This window comes from Thalassotalea euphylliae (genome assembly GCF_003390375.1).
Lineage (GTDB): Bacteria > Pseudomonadota > Gammaproteobacteria > Enterobacterales > Alteromonadaceae > Thalassotalea_F > Thalassotalea_F euphylliae_A.
On sequence record NZ_QUOT01000001.1, the window covers coordinates 4,174,124 to 4,200,453 of the forward strand.

1 protein-coding gene is annotated in these 26,330 nt (G+C 47.2%); it reads left to right on the top strand.

From position 1 onward, the window contains the following. Positions 1-26,196: a Calx-beta domain-containing protein gene (locus tag DXX94_RS18305; RefSeq protein ID WP_181901584.1), complete on the top strand. Its 26,196-nt coding sequence runs from the start codon at positions 1-3 to the stop codon at positions 26,194-26,196. Positions 26,197-26,330: the final 134 nt, after the last annotated feature.

The window sequence follows — 26,330 nt, forward strand, 5'->3', positions numbered from 1 at the left end:
GTGTCGGCCTTTAATTCTTACTCTGCACTTTACCCTCAAACAACTAATCAAGCATTAACGGCGACTAACGTCGTTTTTATCGCTGGTGATCTCGCTCATTCCGATTACTTATTGGGCGAACTGGCAGCCACTAACCAGATCCATTTCTTCAATCATTTTGTTGAGCTGTTTAGTCAGCTTGATCAAGTTATTTCGACTCAATCCTCCGTGCATTTACATATATTCTGTCATGGTCAGTCTGGACACTTGCAACTTGGTGATAACAAGCTAGATGCGCGAGCACTTGCTGACTATGCGGAAGTGATTCTACCGACGCCAATTTTTAATGTTACTGCCGTGCACTTTTATGCCTGTCAGCTTGCCAAGGGGGTGCTAGGGCAAGCCTTTATTCGCCAATTGCAATCGATCTGCCAATGTCCTGTCTACGCTTCGTCTGACAAGCTAGGTAATGCGGCATTAGGTGGCCAGTGGCAGTTCACCTCGTTTTCCGATTGGTTGAACGTGCGGCTAAATGCACACCTTAATGAGCAAGTTGACGATTACTTTGACAGCACACTGGAACAGCAGTTAAGTACGCCGATATTGCCAGCCAGTGCGATGGCGCATTATCCCGGCCTGTTAGATCCGCTAACCGATGAGCGTGTTGTTAATACCGTCACCGAAAGTACCCAACAAAATGCCCATACTAGCGTGTTAGCAGATGGTAGCTATGTCACGGTCTGGCAGTCTATTAGAGAGAGTGGCACTTGGGGAATTTATGCGCAGCGCTTCAGTGCCGAGGGCGGCCCAATAGGCCACGAATTTGCCGTCAATCAAACCTTTGATAACAATCAGACCAATCCGCGTATTGCCGGCCTTAACGACGGCAGTTTTGTCATCGTCTGGGATGGCTCAGGTGTTGGCGATGGTTCCGGCGTTTTTATGCGCCGCTTTGATGCTTCAGGCAACCCTTTGTCTGATGAATTATTGGTCAATGAAGAAGTGTCAGACGAGCAAGATAGCGCAGATATTGTCGCCTTGTCTGATGGCAAATTTGTCGTCGTATGGCGCGATGATACGCCGACACTGGACGCTAGTGCTGATGGCGTGATCGGCCGACTATTTAATGCGGATATGAGTGCCGCCAGTAGTGAATTCTTAATTAATTCCACAACTGCAGGTGTTCAGTTTGAAGCGCGCGTCGATGCAACTGCTGGGGGCTTTGCCGTAACTTGGGTGTCACCCGGCTTAACCGGCGGTAACAGTAATGATATTGCCGCTCAGCGTTTTGATAATAATGCGGCGCTGGTTGGCAGTGAAATATCCGTCAGTTTACAAACGGGTAGCCAACGTCGCCCCGATATAGCTTACTTTAGTGATGGCGGCTTTGTCGTGACTTGGTGGGATGATCAGGGCTTAGATGGCAGTATTCATGGGGTTTATGCACAGGTCTTTGATAATACAGGTACGCCAACGACAGGCCTGTTTCTGGTTAATAACACCACCTCTTCTAACCAAGATTTGCCCAGTATTGCAGTGCTGGGTAATGATAACTTTGTTATCGCTTGGGATGGCAATGGCACGGGCGATAGTAATGGTGTGTTCTACCGCGAATACCAACAAGATGGCACGCCTATCGGTACTGAGCAGCTCGCCAATAGCACCACGGCAGGCACACAATCGCTGCCATCGGTTACTGCGCTATCAGGTAGTAACTTTTTAATTGATTGGACTGACAGCGCCCTCGATGGTGCCGGCAGCACTGCAGTTCAGCGACTATTTGGTGATTTAGCCAGCTTTACTGGCCAAGCAAACCCACAAGTGCTGGATTTTGTCTCCAATATTACGTTTGATGAAAACACCGTCAATGCTGCGCCGCAAATACTCGATATTGCCGTCGCTGTCGTGGATAGCGATTCCAGTGACTTTGATGGCGGTAGCCTGTCATTTGAATATATTGTTGGTGGTAGTGAAGATAATCTAACCATTCGCAACCAAGGTAATGGCGCTAATCAAATCAGCGTCAGTGGCAATACCGTTAGCTATGAAGGTACGGCGATAGGCACCATTGCTGCAGATGGCTTAACGGGTAATAGTTTAGTGATTGATTTAAATGCTAACGCTAATCCTACCTCAGTAGAAGCCTTGCTGGAAAATATCCAGTACCAGAATACATCCCAGTCACCACAGCCACAGCGCACCCTGTCGTTGCGTTTAACCGATGGTGATGGCGGCGGTAGCCAAAATGTGACGACTGTTATCAATGTCACCCAAGTGAATGACTCCACGGTGTCTGCGGGGCCAACCAGTATCGTCAATACCTACTTTAATTCGACACAAGAAAATGCCGATATCGCAGCCTTTGACGATGGCAGCTTTATCATCGCTTGGGATAGTTTTTCACAAAACGATGCCAACACCTATGGTATTCATGCACAGCGCTATAGTGCTGATGGCACACCGATAGGCATTGAGCTGCAAATTAACCAAAGCGACCATGGTTTTACTGACACTTCACAACGCTTGCCTTCTGTGGCTACCTTTGCTGACGGTAGCTTTATGATTGCTTGGGAAGGAGTAGGTGGTTTCGGTGACGACGCAAGCGGAATTTTTGGCCGAATTTTTAATGCCGATGGCACCCCAGCCAGCGATGATTTTCAGCTAAATGAATTTACCTCTAGTACGCAAGATTTAGTCGAACTCACAAGGTTATCTGATGGCAATGTTGCTGCGGTATGGCGCTCTTTTGGCGTTGATGGCTCTAGCTGGGGCGTTACTGGCAGGATATATACGCCAGCGGGCACACCTGTCACCAGTGAATTTGTGATCAATACTACTACTACCAGTAGTCAGCTAGACCCATCTATTGATGCATATAATGGTGGTTATTTGGTTAGCTGGCATGCTGAAGGCCTAACGGGAGGCAATAGCAACGATATTGTTAGCCAACGCATCAATAACAACGGTACCTTAGATGGCACTGAAATTGTTGCTAATTTAGGAGAGGCAGGCTCTCAAATACAAGCGACAGTGGCGGCCTATTCGGATGGTAGCTTTATTGTGGTCTGGAGTGGTGTTGGCACCGACGACAGCAATGGCGTTTTTGGTCAACGTTTTGATGCCAGTAACAACCCGTTGGGCAGTATCTTTAGAGTCAACGAAACAACAGTTAATACACAGAACCAGCCGGAGATTGCTATTCTAGACAATGGTAATTTTGTCGTGACTTGGTATAGCTCAAATACCGGTGATGTCTTTCGTCGGGAGTTTGCCGCAGATGGTACGCCGATAGATAGTGAAGTCCGAGTCAACAATACCTTTACTAGTAATACCCAGCAATTGCCAGTTATTGCTCATACTGGAGGCAACAACTATGCGATTGCCTATCAATCTAATGGCGGTGAAGACGGCAACAGCTCTACCATTTTACTCGACCTATTTGGCAGCTTTAATCAGCAAAGCAACCCTTTAGTGGTTGGCTTTGAGACGGAGTACACCTTTTCTGAAAGTGGCGTCAATGCGGCGCCTGTTATTCTCGAAATTGGCATTTCAGTGACCGATATTGATTCCGCCAATTTTGATGGCGGTAACCTTACCGCTGGCTATAACATAGGTGGCGGCAGTGAGGACCAATTAGGCGTTCGTGATGAAGGTAATAACCCCGCGCAAATTGGAGTGAGCGGTACCACTGTCAGCTTTGGCGGCACAGCAATTGGTACTATAGTGCTTGATGGCAGTAATGGTACGCCGCTCAGTATCAACCTTAATGCTAATGCAACGCCGGCAGCGGTTGAGGCGCTACTGGAAAACCTCACTTATCAAAACACCTCACAAAGCCCAACAGAAAGCCGTGGTGTATCGGTTCGTTTAACCGACGGTGACGGCGGTGCATCAGCAAATCAATTTTCCATCATTAATGTCAATGCCGACCCTGACTCAACGCCAAGTACCAGTGGGCCATCGGTGGTTAATAGTTACTTTAACAGCACCCAGCAGCGCCCCGGTGTTGATGGTTTTGACGACGGCAGTTATATCATTGTTTGGGAAAGCTATGGTCAAGCTGATGTCAGCACTGGCTTTGCTAGCATTCACGGTCAGCGCTATAACGCCCAAGGTAACCCAATTGGCGTCGAGCTACTGATTAATCAAAATGAAATTCCTTTTATTAACACTTCGGAGATCACTCCAGATGTGGTGACCTTTGCTGATGGCAGTTTTGTCGTCGCTTGGCGTGGTGCCGGCAATGGCGATAGTGTTGGTATTTTTGCACAACGCTTTGACGCCAATAGTGTGCCCGTTGGTGATACCTTCTTAATCAACCAATTTACCAGTAGTACTCAAGAAGCGATCCAACTAACGCGCTTGAGTGATGGCAACTTTGCCGCCGTATGGCACTCAAATGGCGGTGATGGCAGCGGTTGGGGCATAAGTGGTCGCATTTATCAGCCAGACGGTACGCCAGTTACTAATGAGTTTGTGGTTAATAATTTCACCTCTTCTAGTCAATTTTTCCCCACTGTAAGTGCATATAATGGCGGTTTTGTCGTTGGCTGGGAGTCATTCGGTCAAACCGGTGGCAGTGATTACGACATTATCGCGCGCCAAATTAATAACGACGGCAGTTTCGCCAGTGGTGATATTGATGTTTCACTTGGTCAGTCAGGCGATCAGCGCAATACCCATGTCAGTGCCCAAAGTGATGGTAGCTTTGTCATGGTGTGGGAGGATAGATCTGGGGCTTCTGATGGAAATGGCTATGCGATAGTCGGGCAACGCTTTGACAGTGCCGGTAGCCCAGTCGGCAGTCAATTTTTAGTTAATCAAACCTTCTCTGGCAATCAACAGGTGCCAGAGGTGAGCTATCTTGCCAACGGTAATTTTGTCGTAACTTGGTATGACCGCGCGAGCTCTGATGTCCAGCGTCGCGAATTCGATAGCAATGGCAATGCCATTGACGGCCAGCAAACCGTCAATATACCGGGCTTTTCGTCAACGCAAAACAATCCGGCGATCAGTCACTTGGGCAATAGTAACTATGTTATCGCGTTTGATTCCAATGGCGGCGAAGATGGCAATGGTACAGGTGTATTTCAAAACTTATTTGGCCCTAGTGGCTTGCAATCTAATCCTGAAATCTCCGGCTTTTCTGGAACAACTTTTCTCGAAAATGATGTCAACAATGCACCGCAAATTATCGACCCCGGTGTTTCACTTGTTGATATTGACTCTGCTAACTTTGACGGTGGTCAGCTAACCCTTGGCTATTTGCAAAATGCTCGAACCGATGATCAACTTGGCGTTTTCAATGAAGGTAATGGTTTAGGCCAAATTGGTGTGTCCGGCAATAACATTTCATATTCAGGGACACAAATCGGCACTATTCAAGCCAGTAATGACGGTAGCAATGGTGGCCGGCTAGTGATCGATTTAACGGCCAATGCGAGCCTTGCCGCGGTTGAAGCACTGTTAGAGAATCTCACTTATGCCAATACCTCGCAATCACCACTGACCAGTCGCAGCCTATCGCTGAACTTAGCTGATGGCGATGGCGGCAGCACTGGCCATATTCCCTTTACCATTGCTATTACACCGTCATCAGAAAGCAGTGAGTCTGTGTTTGGGGTAGAGCGCATCAATAGCTATATCAACAGTGCCCAATACGATCCGCGTGCTGATAGTGGCTCTGACGGTAGTTATGTGGTCACTTGGTATTCAAACGGACAAGATGGCAGTGGTCAGGGGATTTATGCCCAACGCTTTGACGCTAATGGTATTGCCCTTGGCCGAGAATTTCAGGTAAGTACCAGTACCGGTAGCACTCAGGGTGATCCTGATGTTGCAGTGTTAACTGATGGCAGCTTTGTGATTGCTTGGGATGGTGCGGGCATTAACGATCCGGGCCAAGGGGTTCATGCTCAGCGCTTTGCTGCCGACGGTACGCCGCTTGGCGCCGAATTTAACCTGCGCGCCTTAACCGATACCTCTGAGTCCAGTGTTGCCTTAACTGCATTGAGTGACGGTAAATTTGCCGCCTCATGGACAGACAACAGCGATATTGCCATTCGTTTATTTAATGCTGATGGTACGCCAGTAGCGGATGAATTTATTGCCAATACGACCACGACAAGTAGTCAGTTTTCTTCACACATTGCCAGCTTTAATGGCGGCTTTATTGCCACATGGATTTCTAATGGTCAAACCGGTGGCAGTAGTAATGATGTTGTCGCGCAGCGCTTTGATAACAATGGTAACCCAGTTGGCGCTGAAATTGACGTGTTCTTAGGTAGCGGTAATCAGTCTGTTGCACAAGTGGCGGCATTTACTGACGGCAGTTTTGTCGTTGCTTTCCAAACGGATAATGACGGCAGTAGCAGTGGCGTCTTTGTTCAGCGTTTTAACTCGGACGGCACCACCAATGGCAGTGCTATTCAAGCGAATCAAACGACAGTTAATCAGCAAGGTAACCCGAGTGTGATTACGCTGGCTAACGGAAATTTTGTTGTTGGGTGGGACGGTAATGGTGCTGGTGATAGTGATGGGGCATTTGTCAGAGAATTTGACACTAATGGTGATCCCATCAACGGTGAAGTATTAGTCAGCAGTACCTCGGTATCCTCAGCCGACACACTAAATCTGGTAGCGCTTGGCAATACCAGTAATTATCTGGGGGTTTGGGCGGATTTTAATATTACCAGTGCAGGCGGCAGTGGTTGGGATATTTACCAAAATATTTTTGGCAATTCCGCCGATTTTAACCGCCAAGCTAATCCTATACTGGATGATTTAATTAACGTTCGCCAAATTGTGCAGTCCAACTCTGCCGTGCCTGTGCATATTGACGCGGATGTGTTACTCACCGATAGCGACTCGGCAAATTTTGATGGCGGTTATTTAGACTTATTCCATTTAACCGCTAGTGATGCCGACGATTTGTTGGCGATTGCCTCAACGGGTACAGGCACTGGCCAAATTCAACTAACTGGCAACGATGTGCAATATCAAGGTACTAGCATAGGTACGCTAGACAGCACTGAAAATGGCACCAGCGGGGCTGGTTTACGGGTTGACTTTAATAGCAACGCAACGGCGATGGCGGTGCAAACGCTGGTAGAGAGCCTGACTTATGCCTCGCAAAATAATGTCATTGGCGATCAATACCTTGGCCTGCGTATTAGCGACGGTGATGGCGGCGTCACCGGGCCAATGCAAATCTTTATAGATCACACCACCGCCATTAACCCGCCAAACTTATTGGTTGAGGATGTCGAACCGAGCGCGACCTTTGATGAAGCCGATGTTCAAAACCAATTAGCGATTATCGATCCGGCGATTAACTTCGAATATAACGGCAGTAATAGCTTAGTTAATGGCCGCGTAGAGCTGTCATTTACCTCAGTATCTAGTTTTGAAGATACTCTAGGTGTGGTTAATCAAGGCACAGGAACAGGGCAAATTGGCGTATCTGGCACAGATATCAGTTTTGAAGGAACTAACTTTGCCACGATTGACGGTGTGCTAGACGGTCAAAATGGCCAAGACTTAACCATTAATCTTGGCGCTAACACCACTGAGCAATCAGTTGAAGCCTTATTAGAAGCGTTAGGATATGGCACCACCAGTGATGCACCACCAAGCCGCACCTTAAGTGTATTTGTCGCCGACAGTGGCAATCAAATCTCTAATTTATCCAGCATTGCACTTGCCTTTAATCAAGACGATACCGGTAGCGAGCTGCTATTTGATCGCGACATCATCAATCAATTCCAAACCGGCAATCAAGTCACGCCTGCGGCGGCGACTTTGGTCGGTGGTGGTTATGTCGTGGTTTGGGAGTCTGAGAATGCACAAGACGGCAATAACGGCGGCATTTTCGCGCAACGTTTTAATGATGTTGGTGAGGCCTTAGGCAATGAAATTCAAATCAATGAGCGCACCTTTGGCGATCAGCAGCAGCCACGAGTCGCAGGTTTAAGCGATGGCAGTTTTGTCGTCGTCTGGTCAGGACCATTGAGCGACGAAAGCAGCAATACTAATGTTTTTGCTCAGCGTGTCGCTGCTGACGGTAGTTTGCTAGGCAGTGAATTTCAGGTGAATACCTTAGCGGCCAATACCCAAAATGAGCCTTTTGTTACTGCCATTCCCAGTGGCGGCTTTGTCGTTTCATTTACCAGCAATGATGGCTCGCTTGCCGATATTAGCGGTGATGCAGTTGCGCTGCGTTATTTTGATAATGCAGGGGTGCCAACAGGCCCAGAAACCTTGGCTAATACCTCATTTGCTGGCAGTCAGAATTATGCAGCCATGGCGGCCACCAACAGTGCGTTGTTGGTGGCGTGGAATACGTCAACGGGTGATGATATTGATGCCCGCATTTTTAACCCTGCCAACGGTAATGAGCTAGTGGCAGAATTTCAGGTTAATAGCACTGAATCTGGTGATATTTGGATTGAACCTAGTGTTACGGCGCTCAACGATGGCTCCTTCTTAGTGATTTGGGGTCATTTTATCAATGAATTTGACACTAACTTCTGGGGCTTTAGAGGGCAACGCATAGGCGCGGATGGCAGCTTTATTGGTGATGAATTTATTGTCAATACCGCCCAAACCGTTTGGACGAGTCAAGATTCCGCTGAAGTGACCACCTTGGCCAATGGCAATGTGATGGTGGTATGGGGCAGTAGTGTTGGCGGCGGTGCTGACAATGTTTATGCGCAAGAATTTGATGTCTCTGGCACCACACCAACGAAAATTGATGGTCCACTCTTTGTTGGTAATGGGCCAAGCACAGATCATCAAAATACCGTGGTTGCGGTCGGCGCTAATAGTGCGGCAGTTATTTGGTCTGGCTTTAATTTAACCACACCGACCAACAGTACTTATGAAATTGGCCAACAGTTAGTTGGCCCAGCAGGCGATATTGTTCGTCAGCTAAATCCGGATATTAGTAACTTACCTGACACGGTTTCACTGGCCGAAGATAGCGGCCCACAAACCTTCTTAGCTGGCGTTGATTTATTGGATTTTGATTCGGCAGATTTAGACGGTGGCTCGTTATGGCTAAGCGTGATCAGTGGCTATGGCAGTTTAGATGAAGTGCAAGATGCAGCGAGTCAAGACAACTGGTCAGTGCGCAATCAAGGCACAGGTACAGGAGAAATTGGGGTAAGTGGCTCGGCGATCAGCTATCAAGGCACTAATATCGGTACCCTTGTCAGTGACGGGCAGGCGGGCAACCCGCTGCAAATCGACTTTAATGCTAATGCTACTCCTGATGCGGTCACGGCATTACTGCAAAATATCACCTATGCCAATAACTCTGCAGGGCCGGTGTTAAATCGCGAAGTTGCAATTCGCATTAGCGATGGAAATGGCGGCTCAAATAGCAATCAAACCTTTACACTGGAAGTTACTCCAGTTGCTGATGGCAGCACCGCGCAAGGCGGCGATGTGCTGGTTAACAGTTATTTACCGGGTAATCAGACGCTACCTAATATTACTGCCTTTAGCCAAACCACAGGCGATTTTAATGGTTATTATGTGGTCACTTGGCAATCGGATGGTGCACAAGACGGCAGTGGCAACGGTATCTTTGCGCAAATTTTTTCGCCAGATGGTACCCATTACGGCAATGAAGTTGTCGTTAATACTTCAACGTTTGGTGAGCAAACATTGCCAATCGTGGTTGAAACCGCTAATGGATTTGTCATCGCTTGGCAGGATAATAATGGCGTTGATTCTAGTGGCCTAGGTATTAATGCCCGCCAGTTTGACTTTAGCGGTAATCCTATTGGTGATGAGTTTATTGTTAACGAGACGACGCTCAGTACGCAAGGTGCTCCCGGACTCATTGCACTGAATAACGGCGGCTTTGCCGCAACGTGGCAAGGCAATGGCGATCAAACCGGTAATATTGATAACAGCGGCGCCTTCCTTCGCCTATTTGATAGCAATATGCTGCCAACCACAGGCGAGATCTTGGTTAATGAATTAGCAACTGGCACCCAGTCGCAAGTGGAAGTGACACAGCTTGCCAATAATACCTTAGCAGTGACATGGCAAGATAGCAGCGGCACCATCAATGGTCGTTTATACAACCTTGATGGTTCGCCAGCGGGTAGTGAATTTACTGTGCCGGGCAATCCGGGCACTGAATTTGATCCAGATATCGTGGCACTGAGCGGTGGTGGCTTTGTTGTTGTTTATACCAATGACTCTGATGGCAATAGCTGGGGCACCTATGCGCAAATTTATGATAACAGTGCCAATACGGTCGGCGATGAATTCAGGGTTAATGATAATGTCAGCGGTCTTCAGTACCAAGCGCGCATAGCGGCAACCGACAATGGCGGTTTTGTCGTTGCTTTCTATGACACAGCAAACCCAGATCGCATCGTTGCCAAACAATTTGATGCAACGGGCGAGCGCATTGATAACCAAACCACAGTCAATGTTGGCAATGTCAGTACTGACCAGCAACCGGATGTTGTTGGTTTGCCGGGCGGTGGCTTTGCAGTGACTTGGTCTGGTTTTAATTTAGAGACAAATCCCACTAACAGCACCTATGGCATTTTTGTCCGTAACTTTGGCAGCGATGGCCAATTTTCAGCGGATATTGGCTCACTTAATTTGGCGGGCTTACCAGCTAATATCAGCTTGGACGAAAGTGATGTCCCACAACTATTGATCCCCTCTGTTGATCTTGATGGTGGCATTGGTAATAACTTTGATGGTGGTATGCTGTGGATCAACGTGATTGAGGGTTACGGTGAAGCGGCTCAGTTCCCCGATTCAAATCAACAAGATAACTTCTCGGTGCGCGATCAAGGTGACGGCGCAGGGCAAATTGGCGTATCTGGCTCGACCATTTCAATCGGTGGTGTGGCTTTTGCCACCATAGTTGATGATGGTCAAAATGGCAGCCGCCTAGCGATTGAGTTTAATGCCAACGCGACACAAGAAGCGCTTACCGCGCTAATTCAAAATATCACTTACCTTAATGGCTCGGATGGTCCTGCCAATAACCGGACTATTTCGGTGCGGGTAAACGACGGTAATGGCGCATCAACCTTGAACAATATGGTTAACTTAACGGTTAACCCAATTCCTGATGGCGCAACGCCACAAGGCGATGATATTCAGGTGAACACCTTCGAGGCCAATGATCAGCAAAATTCAGCGGTGACCGAATTAAGTGATGGCAGCATTGTCGTGGTATGGCGCTCGAACTTACAAGACGGCTGGCAAGAAGGCATAGTTGCCCAGCGTTTTGACAGTAATGGCGCGCCGATAGGTAATGAATTTATTGTCAATGAGTACACGCCTCAAGGTCAAAATCTACCGAGCGTTGCTGCTGTTAACGGTGGTTTTGTTGTCGCTTGGCAAGGGCGAGGCGAGTCAGATACCGCAGGTGTGCATGCGCGACTCTTTGATCTTAATGGCGTGCCACAAGGTGGCGACTTTACCCTTAACGACACATTAACCAGTACTCAAGATATGGTCAACCTGACCGCACTTGCCAATGGCGGTTTTGCCGCAGTTTGGGATGGTAATGGCGCCGGTGATGCGAATGGTATATTCCTGCGCCTATTTGATGCCAATGGCAATCCGACCACTTCCGAAATCTTAGCGAATGAAGTGGCCACAAGTACGCAAACTGTGCCGAGAATCAGTCAACTTAGCGATGGCAAACTGGCGGTTGTTTGGTTAGAAAGTGGCGCTGTTGAAGGGCGCTTGTTTAATAGCGATGGTACACCATTTGCTGGCGATTTCAGTATTCCCGGTAATCCAGGGAATGAGTCAGAACCCGCTATTGCCGCGCTCAATGGTGGTGGCTTCGTGGTGATTTATACCAATGACACTGATGGCTCCAGTAATGGCGTTTACGGCCAACTACTGGATAACAGTGGTAATTTAGTGGGTAGTGAGTTCAGAGTTAACGAAGCAACAGCTAATGGCCAATCGCAGCCAGAGGTGACAGCCACCGCTAATGGCGGTTTTGCGGTCAGTTATTACACCACCAATAACCCAGACCGTATTTTGGTGCAGCAATTTGATCAAGACGCTAACCTTATTGATGGCCCGATTGTTGCCAATCAGGGCAATGTCAGTACCGACTGGGAGCCTAACATTGCCGGCTTAAGCGGTGGCGGCTTTGTCACCACTTGGTCTGGCTTTAATCAGGAAGACAGCAATACCAATACTTATGGTATTTTTATGCGCTTATTTGGCAGTGATGGTCAATTTGTGCGCAGTCAGGCACCTGAAGTTCAATTGGCCGCGAGTGCCATCAACTTTACTGAAAATGAAGTGAATTTTGCGCCGCAAACCTTAATTATTGGCGCGGGTGTTGCTGATATTGATTCTACCGACTTCGATGGTGGCCAACTGGTGATCAGCCGAATTTCTTCCTATGGCCAAGGGGATCAACTAGGGCGTCAACCTTTCTTCCCACAAGATAACCTTAGCATTTTCGATCAAGGCAGTAATCCTGGGCAAATTGGCTTAACTGGCAATGCCGTATTTTATAGCGGCGTGCAAATCGGCACGCTAGCATCCAGTGGCCTTAATGATAGCCCCTTGGTGGTTAACTTTAATGCCAATGCTACCGCACAGGGAATAGAGGCGCTATTGGAGGCGGTTAATTATCGCAATATCTCAGATGCGCCGGAGCCAACGCGCACTTATAGTGTTCGCGTAACTGATGGCGACGGTGGTAGCAGTTTTGCTAGCTCTATAGATGTCAATATTAGCCAGAACCTTGATGGCAATGAGCCAACACTGGTTCCTGAGCGCATTGCTAACACCACGCTGGCAGGGAGTCAGGCGTTATCTGCTGCCACAGCGCTGTTCGATGAGACTACTGGGGAACTCGCTGGTTATGTCGTTACTTGGCAAAGCGGTGGTGAAGTGTTTATGCGCATCTATGATGCGGATAACAATCCGATTGGCAGTGAAATTCAAGTTAACCAAACCACACTAAATACGCAAGACAATGCCCAAGTGCAAGGGCTTGCCAATGGCACCTTTGCGGTTAGCTGGAACTCAAACGGTAACGATGCGCAAGATGCCAGCGGCGACGCTATTATTGCTCGCATTTTCAATAATGACGGTACCGTTGATGCAGGTGCTAGCCACGGCGGTAATGAATTTATTGTTAATACCACCACCAACAGTACGCAAACCAATTCACAATTGGCAGCCATGCCCAATGGTAATTTTATTGTCGTTTGGCAAGACAATGGTGGCGCGCTAGGGGATGGCAGCGGTGCCTCTATTATTGCGCAGCGCTATGATGTTGATGGTAATGCCTTAGGCGGCGAATTCCGCATTAATACCACGACAACCGGCGCCCAAGATTTACCGGATGTTGCACCTTTATCACCCAGTGGTGCCTTGCCACAAGGCGGCTACATCGTCACTTGGCAAAGCCCAGATGGCAGCAGCGACGGTGTATTTGCGCAAGTGCTAGACAACAATGGCAATTTAGTTGGCCCCGAACTGGCCGTTAATTCAATCACCAGTGGCAATCAAACCAATATCTCGGTTGGTGGCCTTGCTAATGGCGACTTTGTTATTGTTTGGCAAGAGCCTAGTGTGGATTTAAGTGGCACTGGTATTTATGGACAACGCTTTACCTTTTCTGGTAGCGATCCGGTTTCGGTTGGCCAGCAATTCCGGGTGAATGATATTCAGGCTAATTCACAGACTGATCCGCATATCGTTGGCTTAGATACCGGAGGGTTTGTCGTTTCATACTCGCAATTTGATGGCAGTGGCGACGGTATCTTTATTCAAGAGTTTGATACTAACGGCCAGTTAATCGATCGCGCACAACAAGTTAATCAAAATACTACTAGTACGCAGTCTCAGTCAGCGCTGGCGGCACTGCCTAATGGTGGTTTCCTTGCTTCTTGGAGCAGTTTTAATAGCCCTAACAGCAATGATATTCAAGTACAGCGCTTTGAAAATCAGGCACCACAAGTCACTGATTTTGGTGTGCAAGGCAATGAGGATGAAGTTGTCACGATTGACGCGTCATTATTTATCAATGCCTTCGACGATCCTGAAGGTGAGCCGCTACAACAAGTGCAAATTATTACTCCGCCCATCAATGGGGTCTTAAGCTTTAATGGCAGCCCAGTTACTCCGGGTCAACTTATTGATGTTGTTGATTTGCAAAATGGCACCTTGAGTTTCTTAGGAAACCCTAATTTCAATGGCATTGACCAGTTCATTTGGTCGGGCAGTGATGGTGTTAATTTTGCCGACCCTGCAGCCACGAATATTACCTTATTACCGATCAACGACGCGCCGGGTTTAGATGTAGGTAGTGATGATACTGGGGTTGAGGGGATCGCGACAAACCTGTTTACGCATACGATCAACTTTGCAGATCCCGATGGCGATACTTTCTCTATCAGTATTGATTGGGGTGATAGCACGCCGATTCAGCAAATCTCAACCGACAATACGACAGTCAATACCTCACACTTTTACCGAGATGATGGCAATTACACGGTTACTGTCACGGTTGATGATCAGGCAGGTCAACCAAATAGCGTCGAGCAAGACAGCTATAACGTAGTTATCGACAACGTTGCGCCAACTCTTAACCTGACAGGCGATAATACGGTTGAGCAAAACGCCACCTATAGCTTGACGCTGGGCGGAGTCAGCGATCCCGGTGATGACACTGTTACCCAGTATTCTGTTGACTGGGGAGATGGCACTGTCGATATTTTTGACAATGTTATCGCACCATTGCCAGAAATCGTGACCCATACCTACACAGAAATTAACAGCTTTACCATTAGTGTTGATTTGGTGGATGAAGATGGCACCTTTGAGGACGTCGCGACTAAGGACATTGATGTTAGTGCTCCGGCTGAAACCATTACCGTTGATGCAGGCATAGACGAAACGATTAACGAAGGCAGTGCAATTAGTCGCCTTGTTACCTTTACCGACCCAACCGATCAAGACCCAGTTGGCTGGAACTATGAAATTGATTGGGGTGATGGCACAGTGCAAACTGGCTTACGCTCGAACGATCGCGATTTTAATATTTTCCATCAATACGCGGATGATGGCGTATATAACGTAGTCGTAACGGTTACCGACGATGCGGCTAATCAGATAGGCACAGATACCTTTGATGTCACCGTTGATGATGTTATTCCAACCGTCTCGTTATTTGGTGCAACAAGCGTTAACGAAGGTTCACCATTGACCCTGACGGGCGCTATTGTTGATCCCGGCGATGACCCAGTATCTGAATATGTTATTGACTGGGGCGATGGCACAGTAGAAACCATCACTTCTGATACCTTTACGTCAATTGATCATACCTACGCCGATGGGCCATTTGGGTATACTATTAGCGTTGATGTCACCAATGATGACGGTACTTTCCTAGATGCAGGCAGTCGCTTTATCAGTGTCTTGAATGTGGTTCCTACATCAACAATCTCTGGTCCGACTGAGCTTGATGAAGGCGAAGAGGGCACCTTTACCTTTGGTGATATTACCGATCCCGGTGTGGAAACTGTTACTTCAACCGTGATTAATTGGGGCGACGGTACTACTACACCTTATACTGGCGCTGGTGATTACACCCACACCTTTGTTGATGGCAATAGCCTTGGTAATACGATACCGAATGTCCGTTTAGAAGTTACTGATGAAGACGGTACACATATCGCGGCCAGTCAATTTGTCACCATCAATGATGTACCGCCGACCCTCACCATCAGTGGTGCTGCCAGTGCCGACGAAGGTAGCACTTACACCTTAAGCCTATCCAATTTAATTGACCCCGGTGATGATCCGGTCAGCGAATACTTGATTGATTGGGGTGATGGTTCGGCAGTGCAATCAGTGCCAATTAGCGGCAGTACAAATGTAGATGTTGACCATATCTTTGCTGACGGTCCTGACAGCCATACGATTTCAGTCAGTATTGTTAATGATGATGATACTTTCCCAGCGGGTACCTTGGATGTCACCATTAATAACGTGGCACCGGACACCACGGCAACAGGTGCCGACGCTGTTAATGTCAATGATCTTTACACCTTAACCTTAGGTACAATCGTCGATCCCGGTGATGATACTATTGTTACCAATGGTATTACTGTCGACTGGGGGGATGGCACGGTTGAGACCTTATCATCGGTGGGCGATGTTACTCATACCTATGCCGGTGACGGCTTGTTTACTATTTCAGTTGATTTGCAAGATGAAGATGGCATCTTTACTAACGTTGCCAGCAAAGATGTCACGGTTACTGTTCCGGGGCCATTGCCATTTATCAACGTCGCAGATTTAGTTGTTTCAGAAGATGGTGGTACCGCTGACTTTACTTTAAGACTCAGTGACACAAGCACACAAACGGTAACGGTAGAAGTAGATGCTGCATCGGGTACTGCCAGTGTTGCCTCACCTAGCTTTAGCCGTGATGCTACCTTTAGCTCAACTATATTGGTTACCTTTAACCCCGGTGATACTGAACAATTGGTGCAAATACCAATTGTTAATGATACGTCAAATGAACAGAACCGTGAGTCTTTCTTTATCAACCTTGCTAACGCAACCAACGCAATAATTGGCCGTTCTGAAGTAACGGGTACGATAATTGATAACGAAGTGATACCGGGCACCGCGCCAGTTATTCGTGTCAATGATGTGATCGTTGATGAGAGCCGTGCAGAAGCTATTTTTGTGCTCGAGCTAGATCGTCCTACTAGCAGCACAGTCACAGTTGACTACACTACACAAAATGCCAGTGCACTAAGTGGTAGCGATTATACCGCAGTGTCAGGCACGGCCAGCTTTGATCCGGGCGAAATGGTGCAGAATATCTCAGTGCCATTGATCAATGACTCGCTCGCAGAAACTTTGGAAACCTTTAACTTACTACTATCCAATGTTAGCAATGGCGTGCTAACCGATGCCATCGGCACCGCGACTATAGATGCAAGCGACCAAGCTGTGTCAGCATTGCCTGTGATCAGTGTTGCAGATAGCATAATTAGTGAAGACGGCGGCTTTGTTGAGCTAGCTATTCGATTAAGCGCGCCAAGCGCTGATGTTGTGAGTGTTAGCTATACCAATAGCAACGGCACAGCAACCAGTGGCTCTCCTAACTTTGTTGTTGATGCGGTTTTACCTAATGCCGAGTTACTCAATTTTGCTCCCGGTGAAACGTTAAAAACCATTCGCATACCAATCACCAATGATACGTCAAACGAGCAGCAGGGTGAGGTTGTCTTCTTCAACTTGTTTGACGAAGTTAATGCAACCTTAGAGCGCACCGAAAATGCTATAACGATTATAGACAATGAAACGAGTCTAACTGGGCTGCCAGTCATTCAAATTGCTGATATGGTGGTGGATGAAAACAGTGCAGAGGTTATCTTTACCTTAGAACTCGATAGAGCCAGTACAGATACCGTAACGGTTGATTACACCACCCAAAATGGTAGTGCTGAAAGTGGCCTTGATTATGTTGCGGTATCAGGTACGGCGAGCTTTAGCCCATTTGAAATGGTACAAAATGTCCGTGTGCCGCTGATCAACGACTCGTTAGCAGAAACCTTAGAAACCTTTAATTTAGTGCTATCTAATGCCAGTAATGGCTTGCTAACCGATGCTATTGGTACGGCGACCATTGACGAGAATGACCAAGCATTAGCTGCTTTACCTGTTATCAGCGTCGATGACACCACAGTCAGTGAAGACAATGGTTACGTTGAGTTAGTGGTAAGGTTAAGTGCGCCAAGTAGCCAAACGGTCAGTGTGACTTATGCTAATAGTAATGCGACAGGTACCAGTGGCTCGCCCAACTTTGTGGTTGATGCCGTATTACCAAATGCAGAAACACTGAACTTTGCACCGGGTGAGACGGTTAAAACCATTCGCCTGCCAGTGGTAAATGATACAAGCAATGAACAGCAGCGCGAAGTCGTGTTCTTAAACTTATCTGGTGAAGTTAATGCAACCTTAGAGCGCACCGAAAACACTATTACGATTATAGATAATGAAACTAGTCTAACCGGGCTGCCGGTGATTCAAATCGCCGATATGGTGGTGGATGAAAATACGGCTGAAGCGGTGTTTAGTCTAGAGCTTGATAGGGCTAGTGCCGAAACGGTTACCGTTGATTACACCACGCAAAATGGTAGTGCTGAAAGTGGTCTTGATTATGTTGCGGTATCAGGTACGGCGAGCTTTAGCCCATTGGAAATGGTGCAAAATGTGCGTGTGCCGTTGATCAACGACTCGCTGGCAGAAACCTTGGAAACCTTTAATTTAGTGCTATCCAATGCCACTAATGGCCTGCTAACCGATGCTATTGGTACGGCGACCATTGACGAGAATGACCAAGCATTAGCTGCTTTACCTGTTATCAGCGTCGATGACACCACGGTAAGTGAAGACAATGGTTACGTTGAGTTAGTGGTGCGGTTAAGTGCGCCAAGTAGCCAAACGGTCAGTGTGACTTATGCAAATAGTAATGCGACCGGCACCAGTGGCTCACCTAACTTTGTGGTTGATGCCGTATTACCAAATGCAGAAACACTGAACTTTGCACCGGGTGAGACGGTTAAAACCATTCGCCTGCCAGTGGTGAACGACACAAGCAATGAACAGCAGCGTGAAGTTGTGTTCTTAAACTTATCTGGTGAAGTCAATGCAACCTTAGAACGCACCGAAAATGCCATCACGATTATAGATAATGAAACTGGCCTAACCGGGCTGCCCGTGATTCAAATTGCCGATATGGTAGTGGATGAAGGTACGGCTGAAGCTGTGTTTAGTCTAGAGCTTGATAGGGCTAGTGCCGATACGGTTACCGTTGATTACACCACGCAAAATGGTAGTGCTGAAAGTGGTCTTGATTATGTTGCGGTGTCAGGTACGGCGAGCTTTAGCCCATTTGAAATGGTGCAAAATGTCCGTGTACCACTCATCAACGATTCGTTAGCAGAAACCTTAGAAACCTTTAATTTAGTGCTATCCAATGCCACTAATGGCGTGTTAACAGACAGTGTTGGTACAGCGTCCATTGATAAGAATGATCAAGCAACGGTTTCAACTCCCATTATTAGTGTTGCAGATACAACGGTTAGTGAAGACCACGGCTATGTTGAACTTGTGGTGCGCTTAAGTGCACCAAGTACGCAAACAGTTAGTGTCAGTTACAGTAATAGTGATGGTACTGGTACCAGTGGTTCACCTAATTTTGTGGTTGATGCAATTTTACCCAATACTGAAACACTGAACTTTGCACCGGGTGAAACGGTAAAAACCATTCGCCTGCCCATAGTGAATGATACGAGTAATGAACAACAGCGTGAAGTTGTATTCTTAAACTTGTTTAATGAGGTTAACGCTACGCTAGAGCGCAGTGAAAATACCATCACCATTGTTGATAACGATAATGCCACTGGCTTACCCGCTATCTTGCTATCTGATCCCATTGTCGATGAAGCAAGCAGTGAGGTGGTATTTGTACTTGAATTGACGCGGCCAAGTGCGGATACGGTCACTTTTGATTATGCAACGGCCGCTGATACGGCTGATACTAACGATTTTATCCCAGTATCTGGTACCGCGAGTTTCCGCCCATTTGAGGTGGTGCAAACTGTGCGTGTACCACTGATTAATGATTCCTTAGCTGAAACACAAGAGCAATTCCATTTGCAGATTAGCAATGTCAATGGTGCAATTTTCGCCGATGAAATGGCCACTGCGACTATCGCTGCCAGCGATCAAGCAATCGCTTCGACGCCAACCTTGTTTGCTGATGACGCTTTTGCTTATGAAAGTGACGGTTATATCGAGTTTGTTGTCCAATTAACGGTGCCAAGCGCGAGTGAAGTCACGGTTAGTTATAATGCGGTGGCTGGCACTGCTACTGTTAATACCCCTAATTTTGTGACTGACGTTGTCTTCCCTGGTGCAGAAGAATTGCGGTTTGCACCGGGTGAAACCGTTAAAACAATTCGCTTACCTATTGTTGATGACACTTCTTTAGAGCCTGATGAAACCTTTAGTTTGGTGCTCTTTAATGCAGCTAATGCAGATATTAGTACAACACCTATTGTTGGCACTATCTTGGAAGATGGAGGTGCTACTGCGCCACTTGCAATGTCACCAGCGGGTGATCAAACCATTAACGAAGGAGATACGTTAAGCCTTGATATCGACTTTACTGATGGTCGTGATGCCGCCTTTGACGGTTGGCGTTACTCGGTTGATTGGGACAACGACGGTATTGAAGATGAATCGGGCGAGGTTGCTCCGGGCAGTACCAGCTTTAATCTAACGCGTTTCTTCGCGGATGACCAAGCAGCTAGTGACATTACCGTTAACCTATTTGACTCAGGCAGTGAAGAAATTGCCACTCAAACCTTTAGTTTAACGGTTGAAAACGTCATACCGACACTGCCGCTAAGTGGCAACGATGATGTCGTTGCTGGAACACCTTATACCTTAGCACTTGGCGCGATAGTCGACCCCGGTGATGATACCATAATAGCTGATGGAATTACTGTAGATTGGGGCGATGGTACGGTTGAAACCTTCTCTAGCGTTGGTGACGTCACCCATACCTACGCCGCCGCAGGTGACTTTACCATCAGTATTAGTCTGGAAGATGAAGATGGGCAATTTAGCGATGTTGCCACCAAAGCTGTTACCGTAAATGCACCTGCAGCCACTGTCGATGTGGTGCCCCAAGCTGATGTTAATATTAACGAAGGTGATAATTTCACCCGCACCATTAACTTTACCGACGGTGAGGATAATGGCGCGGCGGGTTGGACAGTGGATATTGATTGGGATGGTGATGGCAATGCCGATCAAAGTTTTGCCACCACGACCACGAATTTTGATATCAGTAATACCTTCGATGATGGCGATGCATCGCCTACCGTGACTGTCACCGTTACCGACGAAGCGGGCGAGAGTGATAGTGAGAGCTTTACCGTGAATGTGGCGAACGTTGCGCCAACAGCGGCCATTGCTGGTAATGCCAATGTAGATGAAGGTAGTACATATACCTTAACACTCGGTGATATTGTTGATCCGGGCGATGATGCCGTGACTAATGCGGTAATCAACTGGGGCGACGGCACTAGCACGCCATACACTGGCGCTGGAGATTACGACCATATCTTTGCTGATGGCGATACCACACCAACTATCGAGCTGGAAGTTACTGATGAAGATGACACTTTTATCGCGGCCAGTTTAAGTATCAGTGTTGATGATGTTGCGCCAACACTAACTATCGCTGGCGATTTAGCGGTTGATGAAGGTAGCACTTACACCTTAAACCTATCGAACCTAATTGATCCGGGCACTAATGATACGGTGACCGAATACCTAATTGACTGGGGCGATGGTTCGCCTGTCGAATCGGTAGCGAGTTTAGGTGATCATCCACATATTTTCAGTGATGGACCGAACGCTCGCACTATCTCAGTAAGTATTGTCAATAATGATGGCACCTTCCCAGCTGGCACACTTGATATTACCGTTAACAATGTTGCGCCAACCGCTGCCATTTCCGGTGATGCTAACGTTGATGAAGGTAGCACCTATACCTTAACACTCGGTGATATTGTTGACCCGGGTGATGATACTGTGACTAATGCGGTAATCAACTGGGGCGACGGCACTAGCACGCCATACACTGGCGCTGGAGATTACGACCATATCTTTGCTGATGGCGATACCACACCAACTATCGAGCTGGAAGTTACTGATGAAGATGACACATTTATCGCGGCCAGTTTAAGTATCAGTGTTGATGATGTGGCGCCAACATTAACTATCGCAGGCGATTTAACGGTTGATGAAGGTAGCACTTACACCTTAAACCTATCAAACCTTATTGATCCGGGCACTAATGATACGGTGACCGAATACCTAATTGACTGGGACGATGGTTCAGCTGTCGAATCGGTAGCCAGTTTAGGTGATCATCCTCATATCTACAGTGATGGACCGAACGCTCGCACCATCTCAGTGAGTATTGTTAACACTGAGGGAACCTTCCCTGCGGGTACACTTGATATTACCGTTAACAATGTTGCGCCAGATACCACAGCCACCGGTGCTGATACAACAATCCAAAATACACTTTACACCTTAACATTGGGGGCAATCGTTGATCCGGGTGAAGACACTATTATCACCAATGGTATTACGGTTGATTGGGGTGATGGCACTGTTGAGTCGTTTAACAGTGTTGGCGACGTTACTCACACTTATGTCATCACTGGTGATTTTACTATCAGCGTCAGTCTGGAAGATGAAGACGGGTTATTTAGCGATGTCGCCACCAAAGCAGTAACGGTTAATGCACCAGCATCTACAGTTGATGTGGCTGCGCAAGCGGATGCCAATATTAACGAGGGCGATACCTTTACTCGCACCATTAACTTTACTGACGGTGAAGATAATGGCACTGCCGGTTGGACAGTGGATATTGATTGGGATGGTGATGGCAATGCCGATCAAAGTTTTGCCACCACAAACAACAGCTTTGATATCAGCAACACTTTCGCCGATGGTAATGCAGCGCCTACGGTTACCGTCACAGTGACCGACGAAGCGGGCGAGAGTGATAGTGAGAGCTTTACCGTTAACGTGGCAAATGTTGCACCAACTGCTGCTATTTCCGGTGATGCTAGTATCGATGAAGGCAGCACGTATACGTTAACACTCGGTGATATTGTCGACCCCGGCGATGATACAGTGACTAACGCGGTAATCAACTGGGGTGATGGTAGCACCACGCCATATACTGGTGCGGGTGATTACAACCATGTATTTGCTGATGGCGTTAGTGGCGCAACAGTAGTACTGCTAGTCACTGATGAAGATGATACCTTTATCGCCGCCAGTTTAAACATCACCATTAATGATGTGTCGCCAAGTGTTCAGCTTTCTGGTGATGCCAGTGTTGATGAAGGTAGTACTTACACCCTAAGCCTGTCTAACCTTGCCGATCCTGGAGATGATCCAGTCAGTGAATATCTAATTGACTGGGGTGATGGCTCGCCAGTTGAATCAGTAGCCAGCCTTGGTGGCTATAACCATGTCTATGCGGATGGTGATGAAAACCACACGATTTCGGTGACTATTGTTAATGACGATGGTGTTTTCCCAGCTGCTGGCACCTTAGACGTTACTGTTAATAACGTGGCACCCGATACCACAGCTACGGGTGCCAACACCGCCATTCAAAATGCACTATACACCTTAACGCTAGGTGCAATAATCGACCCGGGTGATGACACTATCATCACCAATGGTATTACGGTTGATTGGGGCGATGGCAGTGTTGAGTCGTTTAACAGTATTGGCGACGTTACTCACACTTATGTATCAACGGGTGATTTTACCATTAGTGTTAGCTTAGAAGATGAAGACGGGCTATTTAGTGATGTTGCCACCAAAGCGGTTACTGTTAATGCTCCTGCAACTTCGGTTGATGTGGTTGCGCAGGGCGATGCCAATATTAATGAGGGTGATACTTTTACTCGCACCATTAACTTTACCGACGGTGAAGACAATGGCACGGCGGGTTGGACAGTTGATATTGATTGGGATGGCGACGGCAATGCCGATCAAAGTTTTGCCACCACAAACAACAGCTTTGATATCAGCAATAGCTTCGACGATGGTGATGCATCACCAACCGTGACCGTCACGGTCACAGATGAGGCAGGCGAGAGCGATAGTGAGAGCTTTACCGTCAATGTCGCAAATGTTGCGCCAACAGCAGCCATTTCAGGTGACGCCAGTGTCAATGAAGGTGGCACCTATACCTTAACGCTCGGTGATATTGTCGACCCCGGCGATGATACCGTGACAAATGCGGTGATCAACTGGGGCGATGGCACTAATACACCATATACTGGCGCAGGTGATTACAACCATATCTTTGCTGATGGTGATACCACACCCACTATCGAGCTGGAAGTAACCGATGAAGACGGTACCTTTATCGCGGCCAGTTTAGCTATTAGTGTTAATGATGTTGCTCCAGCACTAACGATTTCCGGCGATTTAGTGGTTGATGAAGGCAGCACTTACACCTTAAACCTATCTAATCTAATTGACCCGGGTAGCAATGATACGGTCACGGAATACTTGATTGACTGGGGCGATGGTTCACCAGTCGAATCGGTAGCGAGTTTAGGTGATCACCCGCATGTCTTTAGCGATGGTCCAAACGCTAGTACGATTTCCGTCAGTATTGTTAATACCGAGGGAACCTTCCCTGCAGGCACGATTGATATTACCGTTAATAACGTTGCACCAGATACCACAGCAACTGGTGCTAATACGGTTGATGTTAATGCCCTTTACACATTAACGCTAAGCGACATTGTTGATCCCGGTGATGATACTTTGGTTGCCAATGGTATTAGCGTTGATTGGGGCGATGGCACGACTGAGTCATTTAATAATGTCGGTGATTTCACTCATACCTATATAGCAGCGGGTGATTTTACTATCAGTGTTAGCCTTGAAGATGAAGATGGCGTCTTTACTGATGTGGCGACCAAAAATGTCACTGTTGAAGATACCTTCACGCCACCAACAGGGAGCGGTAATATGCCAGAATTTAGCTTACGCAATGATACGGTAATGCTGGATTTAGCCGTCAACAGCAGTGAACCTATCAATGAGGTACTGGTCGACTGGGGTGATGGTTCGCCAGTAGAATCTTTCCCTGATACCTCGGCATTGACACATCAATATGCAGATTTAGGCTTGTTCGATGTTAGCGTGCAAGTGGTGACCGACTCAGGTACGTTTGATTTAGGCGTTATCGACAATATTGATGTCGGTTTAAAAGTGGGCGAAGCGGCGCAGTTCTTAAGTTTCTTCGATCCGTTGGGATGGCAAAATAGCTGGACTACGGAAGGTTTGGCGATTGAACATAAAGCGCAAACTGATAATGCGGCTGAAGCTTGGACGCTAGCGTCATTTGTTGGCTTTGATTCTTGGCAGCTACCCGGACAGGATATTGCACTGGGTGATTTGGGGGTTAGCGGTAACACCTCGCTCACTAGTCCTGTATTCCAAGAGCTTGACGGCACAGAGGGTTTGCGAATCTCGCTAACCGATGCGGCGTTTAATGGCTCGCTCACCTTTACCAACCTATTTGCCAATGAAAGTGCTGGTCTGCATGAAGCGGCGAGAATCCAATTATTGGCAGATGATGGCAGTTTAATTGAAGAAATGATGGTTTTAGGTGAAGCAGACGGTAATGTCGACGTTAGCTTTGCCACTAATCAGGCGTTTAGCTATGTCGTCTTTAATGCTGGCGCATACGATGGCAGTAACTTTATCTATGGCAGTTATGCAGACGATAGCAGCGCTGCGGCAGCAGGCGAACCGAATACTGGCAGCGATTTCTATATTGATTATCTCCAATTTGGCTATCGACCTGCATCTGACCAAGCAAGCGAATTTGCCAATAGCACAGCGCTTAGCCAACCAACCTCAATTAGCTTATCTAAGGACTTTGAAGCAATTCCAGATAAAGGTGGATTGAAGGAAAGTAATGTTGATTTGCAGAGCGTTAGTGATTCAGAAAAGTCTAATGCAGCAAGCCTACATAGCTTTGATGTTAAGTTTGATTACGACTCGTTGTTAGCAGGCGAGGTTGTTCGCCAAAGTGATGCTCATTTACCTGAGAAAGTTGATGACTCAGGTAAAGCCTTTGCGGCAAACCTACACAGCTTTGATGTTAAGTTTGATTATGACTCGCTGGCAGCGGGTGAGGTTGTTCGCCAAAGTGATGCTGATTTACCTGAGAAAGTTGATGACTCAGGAAAAGCCTTTGCTCCAAACCTACATAGTTTTGATGTTACGTTTGATTATGACTCGCTGGCAGCAGGCGAGGTTGTTCGCCAAAGTGATGCAAATGTGCCACAGCAACAGATTGATGGAGACAAGGAGAGCGCTGAAAGTGATCACACATTCGACGTTACATTCGATTTTAACCGAGTAATGAGTACAGAAAGCAAAGCCACTGATAATGTTGAAATGGTTGCTAAGTTAGCGGCAACTAAAGGCTCGCCATTACTGGAACTACCAGAACTTGTTGAATATGCAAATGCTGAAACCATCCCTTGGGAAGACCAATTGATTGATCGTTATGATGATTTCCAAATGTGGTTAAGATAGTGAATTCAGTGTGTCGATGTTTTTAACATCGACACACTGTTTTGTAATCAGTATCACTTACCTCTTTGTTATTAAAGAAAATATTATCCAGGCGTAATTGTTGCATAGAAGTTTGTCAGGCATTAAATAGCTGC